Consider the following 24,620-nt stretch of genomic DNA (forward strand, 5'->3'; position numbering starts at 1 on the left):
CGGGCCCGCCACGCCGGATCGCGCATCTGCCGGGAAACGAGGGGGAACAGTGTCGGCTCGGACTTCGATGGGCGCACCGCCTACGATCGGGGCGTGATCCCGGTGACCGAAACGCGCGCGACGCCACCGTCGCGGTCGGCGGCGTTGGTCGCGCCGGCTCCGCTGCGACCCGCCCCCGACTTCGGCCCGCTCGACACCGCCCGCGGCTGGGCGGTCACCGCCGTGCTCACGGTCATCGCGGCGATCACCCGCTTCGCGAACCTGAACTACCCGACCGACGCGCGCACCCCCGTCTTCGACGAGAAGCACTACGCGCCACAGGCCTGGCAGATGGTCACCGGCGGCGGCGTGGAGGACAACCCCGCCTACGGGCTGGTGGTGCATCCGCCGGTCGGCAAGCAGTTCATCGCGATCAGCGAGGCCCTGTTCGGTTACAACGCGTGGGGCTGGCGCGGCACCGCGGCCCTGGCGGGCACCCTGCTGGTGCTGCTGGTGATCCGGATCGTGCGCCGCATGTCGCGCTCGACGCTGATCGGCGCGTTCGCGGGCATCCTGCTCATCGCCGACGGGCTGACCTTCGTCTCCTCCCGGATCGGCATGCTCGACATCTTCATGGCGCTGCTGGTGACCGCCGCGTTCGGCTGTCTGATCGTCGACCGCGACGAGGTCCGCGAACGGATGGCCGCCGCCGACCTGGCGGGCCGGATCGGAATCACCGACTGGGGGCCACGCCTAGGCGTGCGCTGGTGGCGCTTCGGCGCGGGCGTGCTGCTCGGGCTGTCGTGCGGCACCAAATGGTCGGGCGTCTACTTCATCATGTTCTTCGGGCTGCTGAGCGTGGCCTTCGACGTGAGCGCCCGCCGCGCGTACGGGGTGCGCAAGCCGTGGATCGGCACCCTGGTCCGTGACGTGGGCCCGGCGCTGTACGCGCTGGTCGTCATTCCGCTCGTGGTCTATCTGTCCTCGTATTGGGCCTGGTTCGCCAGCGAGAACGGGGTGTACCGGTACGCGGTCGGCAACCAGATCGGCACCGGCGGCCCGTTCGCGTTCCTGCCCGACGCACTGCGCTCGCTCTGGTACTACCAGGGCGAAACCCTGGACTTCCATTCGAGTCTCACCAACTCGGCGGGCAACCATCATCCGTGGGAATCCAAGCCGTGGACCTGGCCGATGGGCCTGCGCCCGATGCTCTACTACTACGCCGACGGCACCGTCACCGGCTGCGGCGAGGCGCAGTGCGTGAAGGCCGTGATGGCGGTCGGCACGCCCGCGCTGTGGTGGCTGGCGCTGCCCGCGCTCGGCTGGATGGTGTGGCGCTCGGTCGTGCGCAAGGACTGGCGCTACGCCGCCGTGCTGGTCGGCTACGGCGCTGGCCTGCTGCCCTGGTTCCTCACCCTCGACCGGCAGATGTACTTCTTCTACGCGGTGGTGCTCGCGCCGTTCCTGGCGATGGGCGTCGCGCTGATCCTCGGCGACATCCTCGGCTCGGCCCGGCCCGCGGGGATACCGCGCAGTCCCACCGGCACCTATCTGCCAGCCCCGGTGAACGAGCGGTACGCGCTCGGACTGCTCATCGTCAGCATCTACCTGGGCCTGGTGATCGCGAACTTCGTCTGGCTCTGGCCGATCCTCACCGCCCAGCCGATCACTCCCGCCAGCTGGCAGGACCACCTCTGGCTACCGAGCTGGCGGTAGAACCTAGCTGTCCAATGTCCGCTCGACGAACTCGAGCGCGTCGGCGTCGGTGAGGCCGAGGCGGCGGATCGTCGTCACGTAGTCGACGGCGGCGCGGCCTGCGATATCGCGGGTGGGATCGCCGGAGGAGGCGATGAAGGAGCCTTGGCGGCCCCGGGTTTCGAGGACTCCGTCGGCCTCGAGTTCGCGGTAGGCGCGGGCGACGGTGTTGGGAGCGATGCCCAGATCGGCGGCCAGCGCGCGGACGGTGGGGATCTTGGTGCCCGCGGTGAGCGTGCCCGCGCGGACCTGTTCGATCACGGCCATACGCAGCTGCTCATACGGCGGCTGAGTGGAATCGGCGGACAGCTCGACGTGGAACATGATCGCTCATACCTCGTCTCGGGCCAGTGGGCAGGACATGCAGCGCGGACCGCCACGGCCGGAGCCCAGCTCCGACCCCTGGATCGTGAGTACCTCGACCCCGGCGTCGGTCAGGCGCGAGTTGGTCATCTCGTTGCGTTCGTAGGCGACGACCACGCCCGGCGCGAGGGCCAGGGTGTTGTTGCCATCGTCCCACTGTTCGCGTTCGGCGGTCGGTCCGTCGCGGCCGGTGTCGATCACCCGCAGGCGCGCGATGCCCATGGCGGCGGCCGCCGCGGGCAGGAACGGCTCGGGTCCGATGATGCTGATCCGGTCCAGATCGCTGCGCCCGGAGAAGCCGTCCTCGCGGCGGATCGTGAAGGCCTGCAAGGTTTCCCGCACACCTGGATACATCACCACCGCGTCGGTGTCGACCATCGTGCACACGGTGTCCAGGTGCATGGTCGCGCGGTTCTGCGCGATCGGCACCACCAGTACGGTGTGGGCGAGATCGTCGTCGAAGAGGCTGCGCGCCAAGGCTTCCGCGCCGGCGGGCGTGGTCCGTTCGCCGACGCCGACCGCCACCACGCCCGGCGTGAGCAGCAGCACGTCGCCGCCCTCGATCGGCGCGGTGTGCGATTCGTAGGCCCGGCGCACGCCGAGGAAGCGCGGGTGGAAGGCGTAGACGAGATCGGTGATCGAGGTCTCGCGGTGCCGGGCGGGCAGGGCGAGGGAGGTGATCGCGACCTTCGGCCCGACCCAGAACGAGGAGTCCCTGGTGAACAGCAGATTGGGCAGCGGGTCGATGACGAAGTCGGCGCCGTGGTGCATCCGGCGCACCAGCGAGGTGGTGTCGGGGCCGAAGGGCAGTTCGTCGAAGGTCATCCCGGCCATCAGGATGTCGGCGAGCTCGCGCGCCTCGAATTTGCGCAGTTCGGCGGCGAGCTGATCGGCCAGATCGTGCCCGAGTCTGCGGGCATCGACGGCGGCCGAGATACCCTGGATCCTGGCCGCGCCGCTCACCTCGAGCGTTTCGGCCAGCAACTCGGACAGCAGCAGCACTTCCACGCCGCGTTCGCGCAGCAAGGCGGCGAAGGCGTCGTGCTCGGCTTGGGCGCGTTCCACCCACGGAATGCCGTCGAAGAGCAGTTGATCGTTGTTGCTCGGGGTGAGCCTGCGCAGTTCGTCGCCGGGCCGGTGCAGCAGCACCGTCCGGAGCGTGCCGACCTCGGACGTGACGGCCAGGCGCGAGTCGGGGGCGGTTCCCATGCGGAAACCGTAATGCGAGGAGCCCGCGTCGGCACGGAAGACCCGCAGACCTGGCCTCGGGGAGTCCGGCCGTTTTCGTACACGACACGAAAACCTCAAGTATTGTTGAGGGCGAAAACGGGAGGAGCGCAGATGACGACGGCCGATTGGCAAACGAAGGAGCTGACCCCCGGGCAGCTATCCGAGCGTAGTGGAGTTGCAGTGTCCGCGTTGCACTTCTACGAACGCGAAGGTCTCATATCGAGTCGTCGAACCAGCGGCAATCAACGTCGCTACGCTCGCGAAACTCTGCGCCGGGTCGCGTTCATCCGGATCTCGCAGCGGGTGGGGATCCCGCTCAGTGAGATCCGCTCGGCGCTGGACCGGCTCCCGGAAGGGCGCACACCTACCCGTCGTGACTGGGAAGCCCTGTCCACCACGTGGCGCGAGGATCTCGACGACCGCATCGTCCAGCTCACCCGGCTACGCGACAACCTCACCGGCTGTATCGGCTGCGGCTGCCTGTCGCTCGGCTCGTGCAAGCTCGTCAACGAACACGACCGGCTCGGTGCCGAAGGCCCCGGTGCGCGCGTGCTCGATGTGCAGCTGAACTGCCCGCCGCGGACCGGTTGCGTCTAGTCCGGCGGCGCGGACACTCGCGGTGCGGCATCATCGCGGTATGACCTCTCTGGACGCGAAAGCGAAGACTCTGCTCGAACTGCACCGGCCGGGGGACCCGGTGGTGCTACCGACCGTGTGGGACGCGTGGTCGGCGAATGTCGCTGTGGCCGCTGGTTTTTCGGCGTTGACCATGGGTAGTCACCCGGTCGCCGACTCGGTCGGGCGCAGTGACGGTGAGGGGATGACCTACGACGAGCTGCTCGCGCGCGTCACCCAGGTGACCGGGGCGGTGGACGTGCCCGTGTCGGTCGACATCGAATCGGGCTACGGGCTCGAGCCCGCGCGGCTCATCGAGGGTCTGCTCGCGGCGGGTGCGGTCGGGCTCAATATCGAGGACACAGTGCACAGCGAGGGCAAGCGGCTGCGCAGTCCCGAGGAGCACGCCGAGCTCGTGCGCGGGCTGCGCGCGGCCGCCGACCCGGCGGGGGTGCATGTGGTCGTCAACGCGCGCACGGATCTGTTCCTGCGGCAGGACGGGGACGAGGCCGACCGCGTCGACCGCGCGATCGCCCGGCTGAGGCTGGCCGCCGAGGCGGGCGCCGACGTGCTGTACCCGGTGGGCAAGCACGCCGACGACGTGTTGCGCAGGCTCACGAGCGAACTGCCGTTGCCGGTCAACGCGATCGGGCAGCCGGGGACTCCGGCCAAGGACTACTTCGCCGAACTCGGTGTCGCCCGGATCAGCTTCGGTCCGTTCCTGCAGGCCGCGCTGGGCGCCGAAGCGAGCAAGCTGCTCGCCGCCTGGACCTGAGATGCGGGTGGCGCACGGTGAGATGCCGTGCGCCACACCGTCTTACTCCTTGGGCTCGACGTAGCGCGGGAACACCGGCTCCGGCGCGGGCAGGTCGATACCGGGGACGAGGGGAGTGGCGATATCGGCGAAGGTGCGCCCCTCCTGGGCGAGCAGGTCCAGGATCTTGGCGGCCGAACCCGGCATCACCGGCTGCACCAGGATCGCCACGATGCGCACCACCTCGAGGGTGACGTAGAGGACCGTGGCCATCCTGGCCAGGTCTTCCTCGGTGCCCGACTTGCGCAGCGCCCACGGCGCGTTGGCGGAGAAGTAGCGGTTGGTCTCGCCGAGGGTCAGCCAGATGGCCTCCAGCGCCAGATGCATCTGCTGGGCGTCGAACTCGGCGCGGCAGCGGTCGAGCAGGCCGTTGGCGCGGTCGAGCAGGGCGCGGTCGTCCTCGGTGAACTCACCGGGGGCGGGTGCCTTCGCGTCGCAGTTCTTGTTGACCATGGTCAGGCTGCGCTGCACCAGGTTGCCGAACTCGTTGGCCAGGTCGCTGTTGATCCGGCCCGCGATGGCGTCGTTGCTGTAGCTGCCGTCCTGGCCGTAGGAGATCTCGCGGAGCAGGAAGAACCGCACCTGGTCCAGGCCGTAGGTGGACACCAGCGCGAGCGGGTCGACGACATTGCCCGTCGACTTCGACATCTTCTCGCCCTTGTTGTACAGGAACCCGTGCACGAAGACGCGGTCCGGCAGCTCGATCCCCGCCGACATCAGGAACGCGGGCCAGTACACCGTGTGGAACCGGGTGATGTCCTTGCCGATGATGTGCACGTTCGCGGGCCAGAACTTCCGGAACTCGGCGGAATCGGTGTTCGGGAAGCCGACGCCCGTCAGGTAGTTGGTGAGCGCGTCGACCCACACGTACATCACGTGATCGGGGTGGCCGGGCACCGGAACGCCCCAGTCGAAGGTCGTGCGCGAGATCGACAGATCCTTCAGCCCGGCCTTGACGTAGCTGACGATCTCGTTGCGCCGGGTCGCGGGCGCGATGAACTCCGGCCGCTCCTCGTACAGCGCCAGCAGCTTGTCCTGGTACTCCGAGAGCTTGAAGAAGTAGTTCGACTCCTCGGTCCAGATGACCGGGGTCTGGGTCTCGGTCGAGACGCGGGTGCCGTCGTCGAGGAGGGTGGTCTCCTCCTCGGTGTAGAAGGCCTCGTCGCGCACCGAGTACCAGCCCGAGTAGTTGCCCAGGTAGATGTCGCCGTTGGCGAGCATGCGCTCCCAGATGGCGACGCTGGCGGCCTTGTGGTCCTCGTCGGTGGTGCGGATGAAGCGGTCGAAGGAGATGTCGAGCGCCTTGTCCATCGCCTCGAAGACGTCGGAGTTGCGGGCCGCGAGTTCCTGCACCGGGATGCCCTCGGTGGTCGCGGTCTGCTGCATCTTCTGACCGTGCTCGTCGGTGCCGGTCATGAAGAACACGTCGTAACCGTCGAGTCGCTTGAACCGGGCGATCGCGTCGGTCGAGATGTACTCGTACGCGTGCCCGATGTGCGGCGCACCGTTCGGGTACGCGATGGCGGTGGTGACGTAGAAGGCGGGCGCCTCGGCGCCTTCAGATGCGCTCATGCCTGAGCCTCGCTGGCGCTCGGCTCAGTCCTGACCGCATCTGCGGCTGTGCCCATTGATCGCTCGCTTCGCTCGCTCATGATGCGAACTACTGTAATCCGCGTGCCAAACACGAATCGTCCGGCTCCGCCTGTTCCGCCGCCGCTCGCGCCGCTGATCGATGCGCATACCCACCTCGATGCCTGCGGTGCGACCGATGCCGAGTCGACCGCGGTGATCTTGGACAGGGCAGCCTCGGCCGGTGTCGGGCACGTCGTGACGGTCGCCGACGATCTCGCCGCCGCGCAGTGGGCGGTGCAGGCGGCGCAGTGGGATCCGCGGGTCTACGCGGCCGTCGCGCTGCATCCGACGCGGGCGAACGCGCTGGACGACAAGGCCAAGGCCGAGCTGGAACGCCTGTCCACCGACCCGCGGGTGGTCGCGGTCGGCGAGACCGGTCTCGACTACTACTGGCCGGGCAAGCTCGAGGGCTGCGCGGATATCGAGACCCAGATCGAGGGTTTCCGCTGGCACATCGACCTGGCCAAACGCGTCCGCAAGCCGCTGATGATCCACAACCGTGAGGCCGACCACGACCTGCTCACGGTGCTGCTCGACGAGGGCGCGCCGGACACGGTGATCTTCCACTGCTTCTCCTCCGACGCGACCATGGCCGAGGCCTGCGTGGCCGAGGGCTACGTGCTCAGCTTCTCCGGGACGGTCAGCTTCAAGAACGCGCACGAACTTCGCGAGGCGGCCCAGCTGGTGCCCGACGACCAGATCCTGGTCGAGACCGATGCGCCGTACCTGACGCCGCACCCGTATCGCGGTGCGCCGAACGAGTCCTACTGCCTGCCGTACACGGTGCGCGCGCTGGCCGAAGTCCGCGAGCAGGACCCGGCGGAACTGGCCGAAATCACGACCGCGAACGCGCGACGGCTGTACCGCATTCGCTAGTCGGTTTCGTCCGGACGGTAGGGGGCTGGACGTTAAACGTGATTCGGCTCACTTTCGGGTGCCCAGGTCGTTATCTACCAGCGATGTCTATATCGAATCGTGACCTGCGATCCCGCTGATCGGGCGCATCGGTGTTGTCTGGGGCAAACCTTGTCGTTATCGTTCTGTAACCATGTCGGCTTTTGCTCGGATCAACTCGTCACGCTCGCCGCTGCTGTACGCGGCGGTGGCGGCTTTGCTGCTGACTCTTCTGGTCGGCGCCTCGCTGGCGATCACGAACCACAAGACGGTCGCGCTGGTCGTCGACGGTGAGCGGATCGAGCACAGCACCATGTCCCGTGATGTGCGCGCCATCCTGGCCGACGCCGGCTACGAGCTCTCCGAGCACGACGAGGTGAGCCCCGCGGCGGCCGCCAAGGTCGGCGACGGCGCGACCATCACCCTCAACCGCGGTCGCGAGATCACGATCACCGTCGACGGCGCCGAGCGCAAGGTGTGGACCACCGGCCTCACCGCGGGCGACGCGCTCGCCCAGATGCAGATCCCGTCCGACACCCACGTGGTGCCGACCCGCACCGAGAAGCTGCCGCTGGCCGGTGCCGCGCTCAGCGTCTACACCCCGCGCACCATCACGCTGTTCGACGGTGGCGCTGCCCCGGTCGACGTGCGGCTCGCGGCGCCGACGGTCGGCGAATTCCTCACCGCCGCGGGTGTTCCGCTCGCGGATCAGGACTTCGCCGAGCCCGCCGCCGACACCCCGCTGACCGGCGACATGCAGGTCACCGTCACCCGGCAGCGGATCGAACAGCGCACCGAGACGCTGCCGCTCGACCCCGCCGAGCTGGTGATCGAGGACGTCACCATGAACATGAGCCGCACCGTGGTCGAGAACCCGGGCGTGCCGGGCCTGCACGAGGCGACCTTCGCGGTCACCATCACCAACGGCGTCGAATCCGGTCGCGTGCAGACCAACTCCAACGTCATCACCCCCGCCCAGCCCAAGACGATCCGCAAGGGCGCCAAGCCGGGCACCGAGGTGCCGCCGGTTCGCGACGGCGCGATCTGGGACGCGCTGGCCCGCTGCGAGTCGACCGGCAACTGGGCGATCAACACCGGCAACGGGTACTACGGCGGCATCCAGTTCGACCAGAGCACCTGGGAACGTCAGGGCGGGTTGAAGTACGCGCCGCGTGCGGATCTGGCTACCCGCGAAGAGCAGATCGCCATCGCCGAAGTGACTCGCGCCCGTCAGGGCTGGGGCGCCTGGCCCGCGTGCACGGGGCGTCTCGGCCTGGGCTGATCGGATCTGCGGATCGGATCCGGTGTCCGGCCGAACCCTCCTCGAGGTCGGTCGTGCGGGGCTGGGAGTGCGGTCATGGCGGACTCGAGTTGTGGTGCGGGGCCGGGAGTGCGGTAGGTCGCGACTTTCCGGGTGCGCTCGGCGGGTCGGGTTGACTGGGTGACCGTGCACGGTACCGTGCACTCGGTTTCGCCGGGTCCGCTGTGCTCGTGCGGTGGTTTCGGCTCGTCGATGAGTCGAGGGTGGTTGTGATGCGTGGGGTTTCGGCCTGGCGGCTGGCCGCTGCCGCGGCTGTGCTGTCGACGGGTATCGGGGTGTGCGCGCCGATGGCGCACGCGGACGCTCCGGGAACAGTCATCGCGGTGATTCCGCAGGCCGACGGGTTCCACGGGATGTCCGGCGCGCAGGTGATCGACTACTGGACCCAGGGTGTCGGTGGTGTGCCGCAGCCGGCCAGCGGCGCCCTGTATCTGCCGGAAGGTGACGTGCCCGCCGGTGGCTGGCCGGTGATCGCCTACGACCACGGCACCACCGGGCTCGGCGCGGGCTGCGGCGGGCAGTCGGATCCGGCGGGGGCGCCGTGGCCGGAATCGCAGGCGGCGCAAGATGTGTTCCTGCGGCATCTGGTGGCGCAGGGCTACGCCGTTGTCGCGCCGGATTACCTGGGGCTCGGGCGGTTCGACACCGGGCCGCACCCGTATCTCGGGATCGATACCGAGGCCACCGCCACGCTGGATCTGCTGCGGGCGGCACGGTCGGTGCGGTCGGATCTGTCGCCGGTGTGGGTGGCGGCGGGAATGTCGCAGGGTGGGCAGGCCGCGCTCGGCACCGGCCACCGGCAGGCGAGCTACGCGCCGGAGCTGGACTTCCGCGGCACCATCGCCATCGACCCGGAATCGGATGTCGAGAAGGTGGCACCGCTGCTCGGGCCGGGCAATCCCGATCGTGTCAGCGGCGGCATCCTCGGTTTCTCGGTGAGCATTCTGGCCGGACTGCGCGCGGCCCGTCCCGACGCCCAGGTCGACAACTACCTCACTCCGCTCGGCCGCCAGGTCATCGACGAGATCGGCACGCTGTGCCAGGACGCGATCGACGAGCGGGTCGCGGATCTGACGCTGGGGCAACTGCTCTCGCGCCCCCTCTCCGAGGAACCGCTGCGCTCGGTCATGGCCGACTACATGACCGTCCCGACCAGCGGCTACGACGCGCCGATCCTGTTGCTGGTCAACGCCACCGACCGTACGGTGCCCTCGCCCCTGCACGCCGCGCTGGCCGCCCAATTCACCGCCAACGGCGTGAACTACACGCCCGTCGTCGGCACCGGCAAACATTGCGAGCTGAACCAGGCGATGATCGCCGCGATCGATGAATTCCTGGCCCGAGCGCGCTGACCCGTTCCTGCGGCCCGATAGGTGACCCCCTGATGCCGAAGACCATGAGCCGTGCTGCGATCGCAGCCGTCATCACCGCTGCCGCGCTGATGACCGCCACCTACGCCCCCGCCTCGGCGGAACCGGGCAGCGTGCTCGCCACCGAATTACGGCCGGCGGGTTGGCACGGCATGGACCGTGGTTCGGTGATCGAGTACACGACCACCGATTCGTCGGGCGCCGAGCGTCCGGCCAGCGGTGCGCTGTTCCTGCCCGAGGGCGATGCGCCGGCCACCGGCTGGCCGGTCATCGCCTACGACCACGGCACTTTGGGTTCGGGCCCCGGCTGCGGCGGCCAGGCCGACCCCGAGCTCGCGCCGCTGCCGGTCAACCGCGCCGCCGAGGACGAGCTGATCGCGCGCCTGGTCGACCAGGGCTACGCCGTCGTCGCCCCGGACTACCTCGGCCTGGGCCGCTTCGACACCGGCCCGCACCCCTACCTCGAGGTCTACAGCGAGGCGACCGCCACCATCGACCTCGTGCGCGCCGCCAGGGCGGCCAACCCCGACCTCTCGCGCACCTGGACCGCCGTCGGCGCCTCGCAGGGCGGGCACGCGGCGCTGAGCACCGCGCACGTGCAGCAGGGCTACGCGCCCGAGCTCGACTTCCGCGGCATCGTCGCCGTCGACCCCGCCTCCGATGTGGAGAAGGTGCTGCCGCTGCTCGGCCCCGCCTTCCCGGAGATCGAGGGCACCGCGGGCCTGACCGGCTTCACCGTGAGCATCCTGGCCGGTCTGCGCGCCACCCACCCCGAGGCCGAGGTCGACTCCTACCTCACGCCGAAGGGCAAGGCAATCCTCGACGCCGCCGGTGGGCAGTGCATCGACGCCATCGTCGCGAACGTCAAGGGCCTCGGGTTCGATGACCTGTTCGCCCGCTCGCTGTCGGACGGTCCGCTGCGGACCGCGCTGTCCCAGTACATGACCGTGCCGACCAGCGGGTACGACGTGCCGATCCTGTTGCTGATCAACGCGACCGACGCGATCGTGCCGTCGCCGCTGCACGCCGCCCTGGTCGCGCAGTTCGCGGCCGGTGGTGTCGACTTCGAGGCGGTGACCGGATTCGGTCAGCACACCGTGCTCAGCCGGCAGATGTGGGACGCGCTCGACGGGTTCGTCGCGCGAGTCAACACCGCGCCGCCGCTGCGCTGACAGTCGAATAACCAAGGGGTGCAACGCTTTTGGATGACTGCTCGATGTGCGAGGCGGAACCTCCGCTGATCTGTACACTCGTCCAGGAAGTGTCGCCTGGTGGAGAGCTGGATCCGTTGCCGAAGACCCCGATGCGCGCGGCGTTCGTCGCCGCCGTCACCGCGAGCGCGTTGCTCGCCGCAGGATTCGCCCCCGCGGCGGCGGAGGCGCCGGGCGCGATCATCGCGGTGCAGCCCGAACCCGCGGGCTGGCACGGCATGGCCCGGGGGTCGGTCGTCGAGTACTGGATGACCGACTCGGCGGGCACCCTGCGCCCGGCCAGCGGCGCGCTGTTCCTGCCCGACGGTGACGCGCCCGCCACCGGCTGGCCGATCCTCGCCTACGACCACGGCACCTCGGGCTCTGGTCCCGGCTGTGGCGGCCAGGCCGACCCCGAGCTCGCGCCGCTGCCGCGGCAGCGCGGCGCCGAGGACGCGTTCATCAAGCGGTTCGTCGACCAGGGCTACGCCGTCGTCGCCCCCGACTACCTCGGGCTCGGCCGTTTCGAGACCGGCCCGCACCCGTACCTCGAGGTGCGCAGCGAGGCCAGCGCCACCATCGACCTGGTCCGTGCCGCCCGCGCCGCCGACCCCAACCTGTCGCGCACCTGGAGCGTGCTCGGCATCTCGCAGGGCGGGCACGCGGCGCTGAGCACCGCGCACGTGCAGCAGAGCTACGCGCCCGAACTCGACTTCCGCGGGACCGTCGCCGTCGACCCCGCCTCCGATGTGGAGAAGGTGCTGCCGTTCGTCGGTCCCGAGCTGCCGGAGATCCCGGTGCTGTCCTCGGCCACCTCGTTCGTGGTCAGCATCCTGGCCGGGCTGCGCGCCACCCATCCCGAGGCCGACGTGGACTCCTACCTGACGCCGCTGGGCCGCTCGCTCGTCGACGCCGCGGGTGACCGGTGCCTGGACGAGATCATCGCCTCGGTGAAGGGCCTGTCGGCGCGAGATCTGCTGGCGCGCCCGCTCACCGGGCTCCGCGATGTGCTCGCCGCCTACATGACCCTGCCGACCAGCGGTTATGACGCGCCGATCCTGCTGACGATGAACGTCACCGACACGATCGTGCCGTCCCCGCTGCACGCCGCGCTGGTCGCGCAGTTCGCGGCCAACGGCGTCGACCAGCAGGTGATCCCCGGAACCGGCCAGCACGGGTCGATATCGCCGGAGCAGCGCGCGGCGATCGACGCCTTCCTCGACCGTGTCCATGCCGCCCCGCCACAGCGCTGAGCTGCTCGATCGGCCGGGTTGGTAGGTTCTAGCCGTGCCCGAACCAGAGATCCCCGCGCGCGGTAGCGCCGCACTGCTCGGTCCCGCCGAGGTGCGGACGCTGGCCGAGCGCTTCGGCGTCCGGCCGACCAAGCAGCTCGGGCAGAACTTCGTGCACGACGGCAATACGGTGCGCCGCATCGTCGCCGCGGCAGGCGTCGGCGCGCGGGACACCGTGCTCGAGGTCGGGCCGGGTCTCGGCTCGCTGACCCTGGCGCTGCTCGATGTGGTCGACCGGGTGGTCGCGGTCGAGATCGACCCGGTGCTGGCCAACTACCTGCCGGAGACCGTCGCCGATCGGGCTCCCGGCCTGGCCGACCGACTGCAGGTGGTCGAGGCCGACGCCCTGCGGGTGCGCCCCGACCAGCTGCCCGTCATGCCGACGGCGCTGGTGGCGAACCTGCCGTACAACGTGGCCGTTCCGGTGCTGCTGCATCTGCTCGCCGTGCTGCCGAGCATCACGGTGTCGCTGGTGATGGTGCAGGCCGAGGTGGCCGACCGGCTCGCGGCCGAACCGGGCAGCCGGGTGTACGGCGTGCCGAGCGTCAAGGCCGGTTTCTTCGGCAAGGTGCGCCGGGCGGGCGCGGTGGGCACGCAGGTGTTCTGGCCGGTGCCGCGCGTCGAGTCGGGCCTGGTCCGCATCGATCGCTACGCCGAGCCGCCGTGGCCGATGGACGAGGCGCATCGCCGTCGCGTGTTCGAGGTGATCGACGCCGCGTTCGCACAGCGCCGAAAGACATTGCGCGCGGCCCTGTCCGGTTGGGCGGGCTCGCCGGCGGAGGCCGAGCGCAGGCTGATGGCGGCGGGTATCGATCCCACCGCGCGGGGCGAGACGCTGGATACGGCGGCTTTCGTCCGCCTTGCGGCGCAGAGCTGAATCGCGGGTTCCCGCACTCCGAACCCGCAGTACACCGGCTGTTCATCGGCTCGCGGAATCACGGCCTGTGAAAGCAATTGTGGACAACCGGTTTTCGCCGGTGCCGGAGTTGATCATGGTCTGCGGGCCGCGTACCCGGTAGCGGGTGAATATCCGCACTGTTGCGCCGGGTAGCGCAGATGTGGATGACGCTGTGGATGATTCGCGGCGTCCCAAGCGGTGAATGAACCGCTGGTTAACGCATGTGGGACCACCACGTTTTCGGCCGCCTCGCGTCCGAGGGGCGAGACGGAACGCCGAAGGCGCAGTATCGCCCCTCGGACGCGAGGTCACGAGGCCGAAAACACGCGGCGCCAGCCGCCTAGGATGCAGCCAGTTCGTAGCCCGCCTCGTCGACGGCGGCCGCGACGTCGGCCTCGGACAGCTCGTTCGCGCTGTCGACGCGGACGAGGCCGCTCGCGAGGTCGACGTCGACGCTGGTCACACCGTCGATCTTGCCGATCTCCTGCTTGACCGAACTCACGCAGTGTCCGCAGGTCATCCCCGTGACGGTGTAGGTGGTGGTGGCCATGGCCGACTCCTTCGCTGTTCGATCATACGGTCCTGGGGTATGTCCCCGACACGATTGAACATACCCCCCACGGGTACCTCGCGCAACCCGTCTCGCCCTCGTATGTGCCGGATCGCCTTTCGGGGCGGGATTCGGCATGCGTACTCGTCGGTGCAACCGGTTACGCTTGGTGATCGTGCTGTCAGTTGTGCCCAGCCCGGTCGTCGTGCGCGCGCCTTCGAAGGTGAACCTGCATCTCGGAGTCGGTGATCTGCGTCCGGACGGCTATCACGATCTGACCACCGTCTTCCAGGCGTTGTCGCTGTCCGACGAGCTCGAACTCGCCCCGTCGGCCTCGCTGACCGTGCGGGTCAGCGGCGAGAGCGCCGCGGAGGTGCCCACCGACCGGACCAACCTGGTCTGGAAGGCCGCGGTGCGGCTGGCGCATCTGGCCGGGCGCGCGCCCCTGGTGGAGATCGCGATCGCCAAGGGTATTCCGGTGGCGGGCGGCATGGCGGGCGGCAGCGCCGACGCCGCAGCGACGCTGGTCGGCCTGAACGAGCTGTGGGACCTCGGCCTCGGCCGCGACGAGCTCACCGCGGTGGCCGCCGAACTCGGCAGCGATGTGCCCTTCGCCCTGCACGGCGGCACCGCGCTCGGCACCGGCCGCGGCGAACGGCTGCTCCCGGTGTTGTCGCGCAATACGTTTCACTGGGTGCTCGCGCTCGCCAAGGGCGGCCTGTCCACCCCTGCGGTGTTCCGCGAACTCGACCGGCTGCGCGCCGAGGGCGATCCGCCGCGCCTGGGCGACCCGCAGAAGCTCATGCAGGCGCTGGCCGCGGGCGATGCGCAGACGCTCGCACCCCTGCTCGGCAACGACCTGCAAGCCGCGGCGCTGTCGCTGAAGCCGGAACTGCGGCGCACGCTGCGGGCCGGTGTCGGCGCGGGCGCGCTCGCGGGTCTGGTGTCGGGGTCCGGGCCTACCTGCGCGTTCCTGTGCGACACCGAAGAGGCGGCGATCGCGGTCGCGGCGGAGCTGGCGGGCGCGGGCGTGTGCCGCAGCGTGCGCACCGCGAGCGGGCCGGTGCCCGGTGCGCGGGTGCTCGACACGGATGCGCAGGCCAAGCGCTGATCGCAACCACCTGAGCTTGGGCCGGGACCGTGGGGGACAAAACAGCAGCGGCCGGTCCTCTATGATCGCTTTCAACAGATCTCGCATGGACATGGGTAACTCGCCGGGGACGGGCTAGCTGATCCAGCAATCCAACGTAAGCCGCCGACGCGCGCCTCCCCGCGCCTGAGTCTGGCCCAAAGTCGCGGGGAGGCGGAACGGCGAGCAATACCTATGTCCAACCTGATCAACCTCGAACAGGTCTCCAAGAGCTTCGGCGTCAAGCCGCTGTTGGACGACGTCTCGCTCGGTGTGCACGCGGGAGAGCGGATCGGGGTGGTCGGTCTCAACGGTGGTGGCAAGACGACGCTGCTCGAGGTGCTGACCGGGCTGGAATCCCCCGACAGCGGCCGGGTGAGCCGGGTCGGTGGGCTGCGGATGGCCGTGGTCACCCAGCGTGGTGTGCTGCCCGACGGTGCCACCATCGGGTCCATCGTGCTCGCCGGCTTGTCCGACGACCTGTCGACCGTCGACATCGCCGAACACGAGTGGGCCGCCGACGCGCGCATCCGCTCGGTGCTCGACGGCATCGGCATCGCCGACCTCGGCCTCGACACCCCGGTCACCAACCTCTCCGGTGGCGAACGCCGTCGCGTCGCGCTGGCCGCCGCGCTGGTGCGTGACCTGGACCTGCTCGTCCTCGACGAGCCGACCAACCACCTCGACATCGAGGGCGTGCAGTGGCTGGCGCGGCACCTGGTGGATCGGCGCACCGCGCTGGTCGTCGTCACCCACGATCGCTGGTTCCTCGACACCGTCGCCACCCGCACCTGGGAGGTCGTCGGCGGCAAGGTGGAGACCTACGAGGGCGGCTACGGCGACTGGATCTTCGCCCGCGCCGAACGCGCCCGCCAGGCCGACGCCACCGAGTCCCGCCGCCAGAACCTGGCCCGCAAGGAACTCGCCTGGCTCCGCCGAGGAGCCAAGGCCCGCACCTCCAAGCCGCGCTACCGGGTGGAGGCCGCCGAAGCGCTGATCGCCGACGTGCCGCCGCCGCGCGATTCGGTGTCGCTGGCCGCGTTCGCGCGCAAGCGGCTGGGCCGCGTGGTGATCGAACTAGAGAACGCCACGCTCACCACCCCCGACGCCCGCGAACTGGTCGGCGACCTGACCTGGCGGCTCGCGCCGGGCGAGCGGGTCGGTCTGGTCGGCGTCAACGGCTCGGGCAAGACCACCCTGCTGCGCGCGCTGGCCGGGGATGTCGAACCCGCCGCGGGCAAGCGCATCCAGGGCCAGACCGTGCAGATCGGCTGGCTGCGCCAGGAACTCGACGACCTGCCCACCGATATGCGCGTGCTCGAGGCCGTCCAGCAGATCGCGCAGCGAATCATGCTCGGTGACAAGGAGATTTCGGCGGGCCAGCTGGCCGAACGACTCGGGTTCACCCCCGCGCGCCAGCGCACCCCGGTCGGCGACCTCTCCGGTGGCGAACGCCGCCGCCTGCAGCTCACCCGCATCCTGATGGCCGAACCCAACGTCCTGCTGCTCGACGAGCCGACCAACGACCTCGACATCGATACCCTGCAGCAGCTCGAAGACCTGCTCGACAACTGGGCGGGCACCCTCGTGGTCATCAGCCACGACCGCTACCTGGTCGAGCGCATCTGCGACTCCACCTGGGCCCTGTTCGGCGACGGCAAGCTCACCAACCTGCCCGGCGGCATCGACCAGTACCTCACCAAGCGCGCCACGATGGCCACCTCGGCCAAGCCGGTCACCGCGAAACCGGCCGCGGCGACCACGGATTCGGCCGACCGCCGCGCCGCCCGCAAAGAACTGTCCCGCTTGGAGCGCACCATCGCCAAGTTCGACGAGCGCGAACAGAAACTGCACGTCGCCCTCGCCGACGCCGCCACCGACCCGGACAAGCTGGTGAAGCTCGGCGGCGAACTCAAAGAGGTCGTCGCCGAAAAGGAAGCGGCAGAAGAACGCTGGATGGAGCTTGCGGAACTCGCCGAGAACTAGGGCCTGGTAAGCGTTGAGCATTCACTGAACGCTCCGACGGTCACGATTTCGACCGATCGGCCGGAAAGTGAACGTTCAGCGCGGTTCTAGGTCGCGGTCTCTCGCCCATCGCCGATGACGACCGGCAGGCAGGTCTGGACGAAATCCGCGCCGAACTCGGTGAGCAGGATGCTGCGGTAGCTCACCTTGGTGCCGAAACCGCGCTTCATCGCATCGCGGACCTGTTCCTGCGCCTCGATGAGCTGGTAGCGGCTGGGATTGCCGACCGGATCGCGGGTGAACTCGATGAGTCCGAGCCTGCGCAGGTTGGGCAGGTATTGCGGGACGCGGTTCGGGAAGCGCAGACCTGCGTGCTCGCCGATCAGCGTCAGGCCGCTGATCAGGCGTTCGCCGCCGAACGCGCGCTGACGGCCGGTGCGCACGTCGAGCGCGGGCTGCGGACCGTCGACGTGCATGAACCGCAGGATCCGTGCCTCGTCCGGGGTGATCTCGGCGAGGATGCCGGGGTAGGCGGGGTGCGTATCCGGCTGGGCGGCATGGGTACTGGCGGACAGGCGCAGCAGTTCGGCGCCCTGTTCGCGCAGGGTCGGCGTGCCGGGGTCGCCGTGGTGTTCGGCGGCGGTCGGCAGGCCGAGCGCGTGCCGGAGCCGGTCGCGCACTTCGCCTTCGGCTTCGGCGAGGACTTCCTTGGGCGGTGCGCCCGCCATGCTGCCGCGCAGGACGGTGACGGTGACCCCGAGTGCGGTGTCGAGGGTCCACAGCGTCATGCCCGAGGCCGCGGTGAGCGCGACCCGCGCGACCCCGGTCGCAGCTCGCACCGTGCGCACCGGCGAGACGGGCAGCACGCCGCGTCTGTCGCCGGTGGCTTCGATCGGCGGTACCGGCCGTCGCACCAGCTCGGTGGACGGGGTCCCGTCGTCTACATCCATGTCGTCGCTACTCCTGTTCCGAAGACCAGGATGTGAGCGTATCCGGCGAGCAGCCCCAGCGCGCCGCCATGGACGAAAAGCAACCATTCGTCCTGTTTGATGGCCGAACGCAGCATGTCCACGAAGTCGTGCGGGGAAAGTGCGGACATTTGCCGGGCGATGTATTCGTTGACCTGCCTGCCCTGTTGGACATTGAACGCGGGATCGGCGAAGGCCATCGGCGCGATCGTCATGGCCTCGGCGGTGATCGTGGACTGCAGCGAATCGTATTCGCGGCTGCCGAGCATGAATTTCACCGCGGGCCTTGCCGGGCCGAGCGCGCGATCGGCGGCCGGGCGCAGGGTGTCCTCGAGCATCTGCAGGGTGCGGTCCGAGCGCGGGCCGTTGAGCAGTTCGTCGCCGATATTGGCGACGGTGACGACCTCGGTGGAGACGAGTTCGGCGTAGCCCGCGGTGATCTCGGGCTGACGCTTGATCAGCAGACCCTGCCGCCACGGGCACCACCACTTGGGCAGCGCGGGCGCGAAGATCATGTTGATGCCGACCCAGTTGACCACCCAGCCGATGATGATGCCGCCGATCGGCAGCACGATCAGCGGCGAGAGGCCGGTGGTGTGCAGCGCGAGGACGAGCAGCAGGCCGCAGGGCGCGCCGAAATAGAAGCCGAAATTCTGCATGAACCGCAGTTCCTTGGCGCCGAGCACCTGGAACAACTGGTTGAGCAGTTGCGGGCGGGCCTGGAAGTAGCGAATGACCATCTGCTTCACATCGAGCAGCTGATCGATGTTGGTGCCGAGCTCGATGGTGAGTTCGCGCAGGATCTCCGGCAGCTGCGAGCGCACCCGCTGATGCACCATCTCGCGCACCTGGGTGGGCAGGTTGTACCAGAGCTGGGGGTGCTCGCGACGCAGGATCACCTCGACGATGTCGCTGATCTGCGCGTCGGCGACTTCGGCCAGATGTTCGGCCAGCTTCTCCGGATCCAGTTCACGGTAGAAGTCGGAGACGCTGCCCAGTTTGGACAGTCCCTTGTCGACGGCGATGCTGGCCATCTTGTCGGCGCGCGAGGGCACGATGCCCTGCCAGCCGATCCGGCCGTCATAGCTGAGCAGCGGCAACACCTGGATCCGCTTGGGCAGGTACGGGAAGACCGCGCGCAGGCCCGGCAGCTTGACGCCGTAGAACTTGATCGGCTGGAACAGCATCAAAATGCCGGTCCAGTTGGTGATGTAACCGATAATTCCTGTGAAAAGGGGAATGGTCACAATTTCGAGCAGGAGTGTCGGGTGTAACCCGAACACACTCTCCAACAACGACACCCTCCTGCCGTAATCCGGTGACCACCGCCTTCACCGGCAAACCAAAATTAGCACCTGCACCCCCATGGCGAGGTGACCCTACTGTGAGATGCGGAACTGGGTCCATTCGTCGTGCGTCAGGCCACAGGGTAGTGTCTGAGACATCAGTCACAGAACCTGTCCCGAATGCCGTACTCGCCCTGGCGAGTCGCGACAATGAGCACCACCACATTTGATGACAGGACACAACCAGCGCGTTCAGGGGGCGCGCTGCGAACGCACTGTGCCTGAAGCGTGGTCGGGCAATAATCTGTGAGCGAGAAGTTCACATGGCGAGACTTCGGAGTAGGACGTGACAGACGACAGGACCGGACAGGACCTGGCCCGTGCCGGTACCCGCGCCGTCGAGCGCAGCTCGGATGTCGAGCAGCGACAGATCAGCAACGAAGCCCGGTTGATCCGAGGCGTGTTCCGCGCCGCGGGACTGGCCGCCGGGACCGCGGTGCGCGGCAGCCAATGGGCTGTCGGCACCACCTACGAGGTGACCAAGGAACTGGCCCAGGCGGCTCTGGACGGCGAGTCCTCGGCCGACATCGCGGAGCGCACCGGTAACGCGCTGCGCTCCATCGCGCGCAGCGCGCTCGGCGTCACCGAGGGGTCGGTGCGCGAGATCGTCAGCTATGTGCCGACGCCCAACGGGTCGACCCAGCAGGCCATCACCGTCGGCCCGTACCTGCGCTCGGCCAGCACCGAGGACCTGCGCCGCCGCGGCGACGCACTGCTGGCCCGCTCGGCCGACGTCTACTTCACCGAGGACGTGCACCCGGCCTACGACCGCATTCTCGACGAGATCGCGCCCGACGAGGCCCGCATCCTGCGGTTCATGGCCCTCAACGGCCCGCAGCCCTCGGTCGACGTGCGCACCAACCGCCCGCTCGGCATCGGCTCGGAGCTGGTGCAGGGCGACCTGACCTCGGTGCCCGAGCAGGCCGGCGTGCGCTACCCGGACCGGGCCCGCTCCTACCTGATCAACCTCAACCGCCTCGGCCTGACGTTCACCTCCGACGACCCGGTCGTGCTGAGCCGCTACATGGTGCTCGAGGTGCAGCCGGTGGTCGAGGAAGCGCTCAAGAAGGCGGGCCGCGCGCCCAAGATCGTGCGCAAGAGCCTGCGGCTCTCGGAATTCGGCGAGGACTTCTGCCGCACCTGCTTCACCATCGGGTAGCTGAGACAGCGCGGGGCGCCGGCGCCGGAGATCACGCTCCGGTGTCGGCAGTGATAGCGATCTGATACAGATCGGGCACTGCGCGCGTTTCAGTGGGATCGTGGAGGGATGGAGCAGGGGTCCGGATCACCGAACGACATGCGGGTCGACGAACCTGTCGCGCCCGCATGGGTGCGGCCGGGATCGTTGCTACCCGGAGGCGACGAACCGCTGGTCGCCGGGCCGGAGACGGGGGAGGGCCGGATGGCCGGAGAGTTGCCGGAAGAAGCACAGGACGAGCAGCCGGAACCGTTCGTGCGGCCGCCCGATCACCCCGACGACCTCATCGCGATCAGCAGGCTCAAGTTCCGCTACCTGCGCGCGCTGGACACCAAGTCCTGGGACGAGTTCGCCGACACGCTGATCCCCGAAGCCACCGCGACCTACAGCGAATACCTGCAGTTCGAATCGCGTGAGGCCTTCCTGGCCTTCCTGCGCAACACCCTCGGACCGCACGTCATCACCGAGCATCGGTGCGATCATCCGGAGGTCGATGTCGACGGCGACACTGCGACCGGCACCTGGTATCTCGCCGACACGGTGATCATCCCCGAGCACAACATGTGCCTGCGCGGCGCCGCGTTCTACACCGATCGCTATGTCCGCTGCGACGACGGGCACTGGCGCATCGCGCACACCGGCTACGAGCGCACCTATGAGGTGGTGCTCTCGCTCAGCGATCTGCCCAGCCTGCGTCTGACCGCGAGCCGCTGGGGAATGATCGCGCAGGAGAACCACATCTCCTCGGTGGAACGCAACCCCGGACCGGCCGCGTAGGGCCGACTCAGACAGTTGACCAGTTAGTCCGCGGTCGCGACGAGCGGTTCCAGCGTGAGCTTCGGGTGTTCCTTCTCGATGTACTGCAGCCGCCACTTGTCGCTGAACAGGGCCAGGATCGCGCCGTCGGTGCGGGTGAACACCTCGACACCGCGCTGGCGATCCAGTTCCGGCGCCGATTCGGCGTCGGTGCGCCGGGCCAGGGTGAAGGGCAGGAAATCCAGCTGGGTTTCCACATTGAACTCCGCCTGCATGCGGGCGGTGACCACTTCGAACTGCATCGGGCCGACCGCCGCGAGTACCGGCGACTGGTCGCCGCGGGCGTCGTTGCGCAGCACCTGGACAACGCCCTCGGAGTCGAGCTGGTCGATGGCCTTGCGGAACTGCTTGTACTTGCCTGCGCTCTGCGCGCGCAGCGTCGCGAAATGCTCGGGGGCGAAGCTCGGGATCGGCGGGAACTCCACCTTCTTGTCCACGAACAGGGTGTGACCGGGCGCGAGCGCGGTCGCGTTCACCAGACCGACCACGTCACCCGGGTAGGCGGTGTCGACGGTGGTGCGTTCGCGGCCGAACACCGTCAGCGCGTACTTGGTGGCGAACGGGCGACCGGTCTGCGCGTGCGTCACGACCATGCCGCGCTCGAACTCGCCGGACACGATCCGCATGAACGCCAGCCTGTCCCGGTGCGCGGTGTCCATGCCCGCCTGCACCTTGAACACCACCGCGCTGAACGGATCACCGGTCTCGCGGTCCTTGCCCGCGACGTCGGCCCGCGCGCCCGGCGCGGGCGCCAGCGCGACCAGCGTCTCCAGCAGTTGGCGCACACCGAAGTTCAGCATCGCCGACGCGTAGATCACCGGCGAGGTCTGCCCGGCCAGGAACAGCTCCTGGTCGTGGTCCTGCCCGGTGGCCGAGAGCAGTTCGCTCTCCTCGGCCGCGGTCGTCCAGGCCTCGCCCTCGCGCGCCTCGGCTTCGGCGGGCGTCAGCGATTCCTCCGGCGCGATCGTCGCGCCACCGGCGGTGCGGGTGAAGTGGATGTACTCGCTCGCCTCGCCCTCGGGGCCGCGGCGCAGCAGGCCGCGGAAATCGCCCGCGATGCCGACCGGCAGGAAAAGTGGGGTGGGGGTGAGGCCGATCCGCTCGCTGATCTCGTCGAGCAGTTCCAGCGGCGCCTGGCCGGGGCGGTCCCACTTGTTGATGACGGTGATGACCGGGATACCGCGGTGGCGGCAGACCTGGAACAGCTTCAGCGTCTGCGGCTCGAGGCCCTTGGCGGCGTCGATCAGCATGACCGCGGCGTCGACCGCGGTGAGCACGCGGTAGGTGTCCTCGGAGAAGTCGGAGTGACCGGGGGTGTCGACCAGGTTGATGACATTGTCGACATCGGACCCGGCGGCACGGTAGTTGAACTGCAGCGCGGTCGAGCTCACCGAGATGCCGCGCGCCTTCTCCATCTCCATCCAGTCCGACACGGTCGACTTGCGGCCTGCCTTACCGTGGATCGCGCCCGCCTCGGAGATCATCTTGGCGTGCAGCGCCAGCGCCTCGGTCAGCGTCGACTTACCCGCGTCCGGGTGCGAGATCACGGCGAACGTGCGGCGGCGCGCGACCTCGGCGGGTAGTCCGCGCGGGGTGGGGGCGGCGCTATCTCCGGACTCGGTCAACGCAGAACCTTTCGCAGTGGTCGGCAAATTCTATTGGAGCGCTGGCGCGCTCGAGGTCGCGGCCCCTCCTGTCCCGCCGGTCAGGCACCGTTGCTTGCTCCTTCGTCGCCTACGCAACGGCACCTGACCGGCAGGACGGCCGCGACGGCCGCTTCGCGGCCTGCCCCTCCTCGGGGTCGGGGCGTGGGGGCTGGGAGTTCGACAGGTAGCGGTTTCAGGTCAGGTATGCCGATGCGGTATGGTTGTCGGGTTGTCTCGGCGAGGGTGAGTTGCCCCTAGTGGTTGTGCTCACCGTGATCGACGCGGCTCGGCCTTCCCGGTCGTCCTCGTTCGTTCTTCGTCCGACGAGTAGACGTTGACCCCTCAGATGGGTCGCCACAATGACCAGCCCGGAAGAGCCGTAGGAGCGCATTCAGTCATGTCCGACGTGAACCAGATCGAAGCCGCCGTCCGCACCGAATTCGGTAAGGGCGCCGCTCGCCGTACCCGTCGCGACGGCAACGTGCCCGCCGTGCTGTACGGCCACCAGGCCGAGCCGCAGCACCTGAACCTCAACGCCAAGGCCTTCGCCGCCATCCTGCGTGAGCACGGCACCAACGCCATCCTGAACCTCGTCGTCGACGGCAAGCAGCAGCTCGCGATGACCAAGTCGGTCGTGGTCCACCCGATCCGCCGCTACATCGAGCACGCCGACCTGCTGATCGTCAAGCGTGGCGAGCGCGTCACCACCGACGTCAACGTCGTCGTCACCGGCGATGCCGCCGCGGGCACCCTGATCACCCAGGAAGCCACCAGCCTGTCCATCGAGGCCGACGCGCTGAAGCTGCCCGAGACGATCGAGATCTCGGTCGAGGGCATCGAGGCGGGCACCCAGATCCTGGCCGGCTCCATCGAGCTGCCCGCGGGCGTCACCCTGGCCGGCGACCCGGAGGCGCTGATCGTCAACGTGATCGCCGCGCCGTCCGCCGCGCAGGTCGAGGGCGAGGGCGAAGGCACCACCGCCGAGGCGCCGGCCGCGGAGACCGAGTCCGAGTCCGAGTAAGACTCCCGCACCACGGTTCGGCCGATGACCGAATCTTCCGGGCCCGCACTCGTGGTGGGGCTGGGTAACCCCGGCCCCGAATACGAGCGCACCCGCCACAATGTGGGCTTCCTGGTCGCCGACGTGCTCGCCGAGCGCGTCGGCGGCCGTTTTGCCGTACACAAGAAGTCCGGCGCCGACCTGCTGCAGGCGCGGCTGGACGGGCGCCAGATTCTGATCGCGAAGCCGCGCACCTACATGAACCTGTCCGGCAGGCCGGTGGCCGCGCTGGCCAAGTTCTTCTCGGTGCCCGTCGACCAGGTGATCGTCGTGCACGACGAGCTGGATCTGCCGTTCGGCACGATCCGGCTCAAGCAGGGCGGCGGCGAGGGCGGCCACAACGGTCTGCGGTCGATCTCGCAGGCGCTGACCACCAAGGAGTACCTGCGCACCAGGATCGGCATCGGCCGTCCGCCGGGACGCCAGGATCCCGCCGACTACGTGCTCAAGCCGTTCGCGGCCCCGGAACGTAAAGAGGTCCCGGTGATCGTCGAACAGGCCGCAGACGCGGTCGAGTTGCTGCTGAAGGTCGGGCTGGAAACCGCCCAGAACTCGCTGCATTGAGTTGAACTCCCGGCGCGCCCAGGCG

The 24,620-nt window shown here is 69.0% G+C and carries 22 protein-coding genes; 15 read left to right on the forward strand and 7 right to left on the reverse strand.

What is annotated here, in order from left to right:
• Positions 1 to 144: 144 nt before the first annotated feature.
• A complete protein-coding gene (locus IEY60_RS08855; RefSeq protein WP_373291703.1) occupies positions 145 to 1,695 on the forward strand; it encodes a dolichyl-phosphate-mannose--protein mannosyltransferase in 1,551 nt (516 codons plus the stop codon).
• Between the two features lie 3 nt (positions 1,696 to 1,698).
• Here IEY60_RS08855 and IEY60_RS08860 read toward each other — a convergent pair whose 3' ends face one another.
• Both IEY60_RS08860 and arcA read right to left on the reverse strand, forming a co-directional pair.
• Complete coding sequence (locus IEY60_RS08860; protein ID WP_189025967.1) at positions 1,699 to 2,058, reverse strand: GntR family transcriptional regulator; 360 nt, start codon at positions 2,056 to 2,058, stop codon at positions 1,699 to 1,701.
• 6 nt (positions 2,059 to 2,064) lie between these two features.
• Positions 2,065 to 3,306 (reverse strand): arginine deiminase, encoded by a 1,242-nt coding sequence (arcA, locus tag IEY60_RS08865; protein ID WP_189025969.1) that lies wholly within the window; start codon positions 3,304 to 3,306, stop codon positions 2,065 to 2,067.
• Positions 3,307 to 3,438: 132 nt separating this feature from the next.
• On the opposite strand from arcA, the gene soxR reads away from it, so the two are divergent.
• Together soxR and IEY60_RS08875 are read left to right on the forward strand one after the other, a co-directional pair.
• Positions 3,439 to 3,924 (forward strand): redox-sensitive transcriptional activator SoxR, encoded by a 486-nt coding sequence (gene soxR / locus IEY60_RS08870; protein WP_189025971.1) that lies wholly within the window; start codon positions 3,439 to 3,441, stop codon positions 3,922 to 3,924.
• A gap of 40 nt (positions 3,925 to 3,964) precedes the next feature.
• On the forward strand, positions 3,965 to 4,717 hold the full coding sequence (locus tag IEY60_RS08875; protein ID WP_189025973.1) for an isocitrate lyase/PEP mutase family protein: 753 nt from the start codon (positions 3,965 to 3,967) through the stop codon (positions 4,715 to 4,717).
• Between the two features lie 42 nt (positions 4,718 to 4,759).
• Here the strand turns inward: IEY60_RS08875 and metG are convergent, their stop codons facing one another.
• The gene (metG, locus tag IEY60_RS08880) at positions 4,760 to 6,328 is read right to left on the reverse strand and encodes a methionine--tRNA ligase (RefSeq protein ID WP_189025975.1); all 1,569 of its coding nucleotides are present in this window, start codon (positions 6,326 to 6,328) and stop codon (positions 4,760 to 4,762) included.
• 102 nt (positions 6,329 to 6,430) lie between these two features.
• Between metG and IEY60_RS08885 the strand changes: the two genes are divergently transcribed.
• From IEY60_RS08885 to rsmA, 6 genes are all read left to right on the forward strand, one after another.
• Positions 6,431 to 7,264, forward strand: a complete 834-nt coding sequence (locus IEY60_RS08885; RefSeq protein ID WP_444543794.1) for a TatD family hydrolase — start codon at positions 6,431 to 6,433, stop codon at positions 7,262 to 7,264.
• A gap of 172 nt (positions 7,265 to 7,436) precedes the next feature.
• On the forward strand, positions 7,437 to 8,564 hold the full coding sequence (locus tag IEY60_RS08890; RefSeq protein WP_189025980.1) for a resuscitation-promoting factor: 1,128 nt from the start codon (positions 7,437 to 7,439) through the stop codon (positions 8,562 to 8,564).
• A 251-nt stretch (positions 8,565 to 8,815) separates the two neighbouring features.
• Positions 8,816 to 9,955, forward strand: coding sequence for an alpha/beta fold hydrolase (locus tag IEY60_RS08895; RefSeq protein WP_189025982.1), 1,140 nt, complete (start codon positions 8,816 to 8,818; stop codon positions 9,953 to 9,955).
• A 32-nt stretch (positions 9,956 to 9,987) separates the two neighbouring features.
• A complete protein-coding gene (locus IEY60_RS08900) occupies positions 9,988 to 11,145 on the forward strand; it encodes a lipase family protein (protein ID WP_189025985.1) in 1,158 nt (385 codons plus the stop codon).
• Positions 11,146 to 11,261: 116 nt separating this feature from the next.
• On the forward strand, positions 11,262 to 12,416 hold the full coding sequence (locus tag IEY60_RS08905; protein WP_444543796.1) for an alpha/beta fold hydrolase: 1,155 nt from the start codon (positions 11,262 to 11,264) through the stop codon (positions 12,414 to 12,416).
• A 34-nt stretch (positions 12,417 to 12,450) separates the two neighbouring features.
• Entirely contained in the window at positions 12,451 to 13,332 is an 882-nt protein-coding gene (gene rsmA, locus IEY60_RS08910; protein ID WP_189025987.1) for a 16S rRNA (adenine(1518)-N(6)/adenine(1519)-N(6))-dimethyltransferase RsmA, read from the forward strand.
• Positions 13,333 to 13,693: 361 nt separating this feature from the next.
• Here rsmA and IEY60_RS08915 read toward each other — a convergent pair whose 3' ends face one another.
• The gene (locus IEY60_RS08915; protein ID WP_189025989.1) at positions 13,694 to 13,903 is read right to left on the reverse strand and encodes a cation transporter; all 210 of its coding nucleotides are present in this window, start codon (positions 13,901 to 13,903) and stop codon (positions 13,694 to 13,696) included.
• Positions 13,904 to 14,078: 175 nt separating this feature from the next.
• Between IEY60_RS08915 and IEY60_RS08920 the strand changes: the two genes are divergently transcribed.
• A complete protein-coding gene (locus IEY60_RS08920) occupies positions 14,079 to 15,014 on the forward strand; it encodes a 4-(cytidine 5'-diphospho)-2-C-methyl-D-erythritol kinase (protein ID WP_189025991.1) in 936 nt (311 codons plus the stop codon).
• Between the two features lie 213 nt (positions 15,015 to 15,227).
• Entirely contained in the window at positions 15,228 to 17,018 is a 1,791-nt protein-coding gene (locus IEY60_RS08925; protein WP_189025993.1) for an ABC-F family ATP-binding cassette domain-containing protein, read from the forward strand.
• 86 nt (positions 17,019 to 17,104) lie between these two features.
• Here the strand turns inward: IEY60_RS08925 and IEY60_RS08930 are convergent, their stop codons facing one another.
• Positions 17,105 to 17,947: an Abi-alpha family protein gene (locus IEY60_RS08930; protein WP_189025995.1), complete on the reverse strand. Its 843-nt coding sequence runs from the start codon at positions 17,945 to 17,947 to the stop codon at positions 17,105 to 17,107.
• A complete protein-coding gene (locus IEY60_RS08935; RefSeq protein ID WP_229739659.1) occupies positions 17,938 to 19,212 on the reverse strand; it encodes a DUF445 domain-containing protein in 1,275 nt (424 codons plus the stop codon). The genes IEY60_RS08930 and IEY60_RS08935 overlap by 10 nt, the downstream gene beginning before the upstream one ends.
• 385 nt (positions 19,213 to 19,597) lie before the next feature.
• Between IEY60_RS08935 and IEY60_RS35590 the strand changes: the two genes are divergently transcribed.
• Together IEY60_RS35590 and IEY60_RS08945 are read left to right on the forward strand one after the other, a co-directional pair.
• The gene (locus tag IEY60_RS35590; protein WP_229739660.1) at positions 19,598 to 20,470 is read left to right on the forward strand and encodes an Abi-alpha family protein; all 873 of its coding nucleotides are present in this window, start codon (positions 19,598 to 19,600) and stop codon (positions 20,468 to 20,470) included.
• Between the two features lie 294 nt (positions 20,471 to 20,764).
• A complete protein-coding gene (locus tag IEY60_RS08945) occupies positions 20,765 to 21,286 on the forward strand; it encodes a nuclear transport factor 2 family protein (RefSeq protein WP_229739755.1) in 522 nt (173 codons plus the stop codon).
• A gap of 23 nt (positions 21,287 to 21,309) precedes the next feature.
• Here IEY60_RS08945 and IEY60_RS08950 read toward each other — a convergent pair whose 3' ends face one another.
• Positions 21,310 to 22,950 (reverse strand): peptide chain release factor 3, encoded by a 1,641-nt coding sequence (locus tag IEY60_RS08950; RefSeq protein WP_189025999.1) that lies wholly within the window; start codon positions 22,948 to 22,950, stop codon positions 21,310 to 21,312.
• A 418-nt stretch (positions 22,951 to 23,368) separates the two neighbouring features.
• Here IEY60_RS08950 and IEY60_RS08955 point away from each other — a divergent pair, with 418 nt between their 5' ends.
• Positions 23,369 to 23,992 carry a 50S ribosomal protein L25/general stress protein Ctc gene (locus IEY60_RS08955; RefSeq protein WP_189026002.1) on the forward strand — a complete coding sequence of 208 codons (624 nt, stop codon included), beginning with the start codon at positions 23,369 to 23,371 and terminating at the stop codon, positions 23,990 to 23,992.
• Positions 23,993 to 24,016: 24 nt separating this feature from the next.
• Positions 24,017 to 24,595: an aminoacyl-tRNA hydrolase gene (gene pth, locus IEY60_RS08960; RefSeq protein ID WP_189026004.1), complete on the forward strand. Its 579-nt coding sequence runs from the start codon at positions 24,017 to 24,019 to the stop codon at positions 24,593 to 24,595.
• Positions 24,596 to 24,620 lie beyond the last annotated feature (25 nt).

The sequence above is a fragment of the Nocardia rhizosphaerihabitans genome, assembly GCF_014646295.1.
Classification (GTDB): domain Bacteria; phylum Actinomycetota; class Actinomycetes; order Mycobacteriales; family Mycobacteriaceae; genus Nocardia; species Nocardia rhizosphaerihabitans.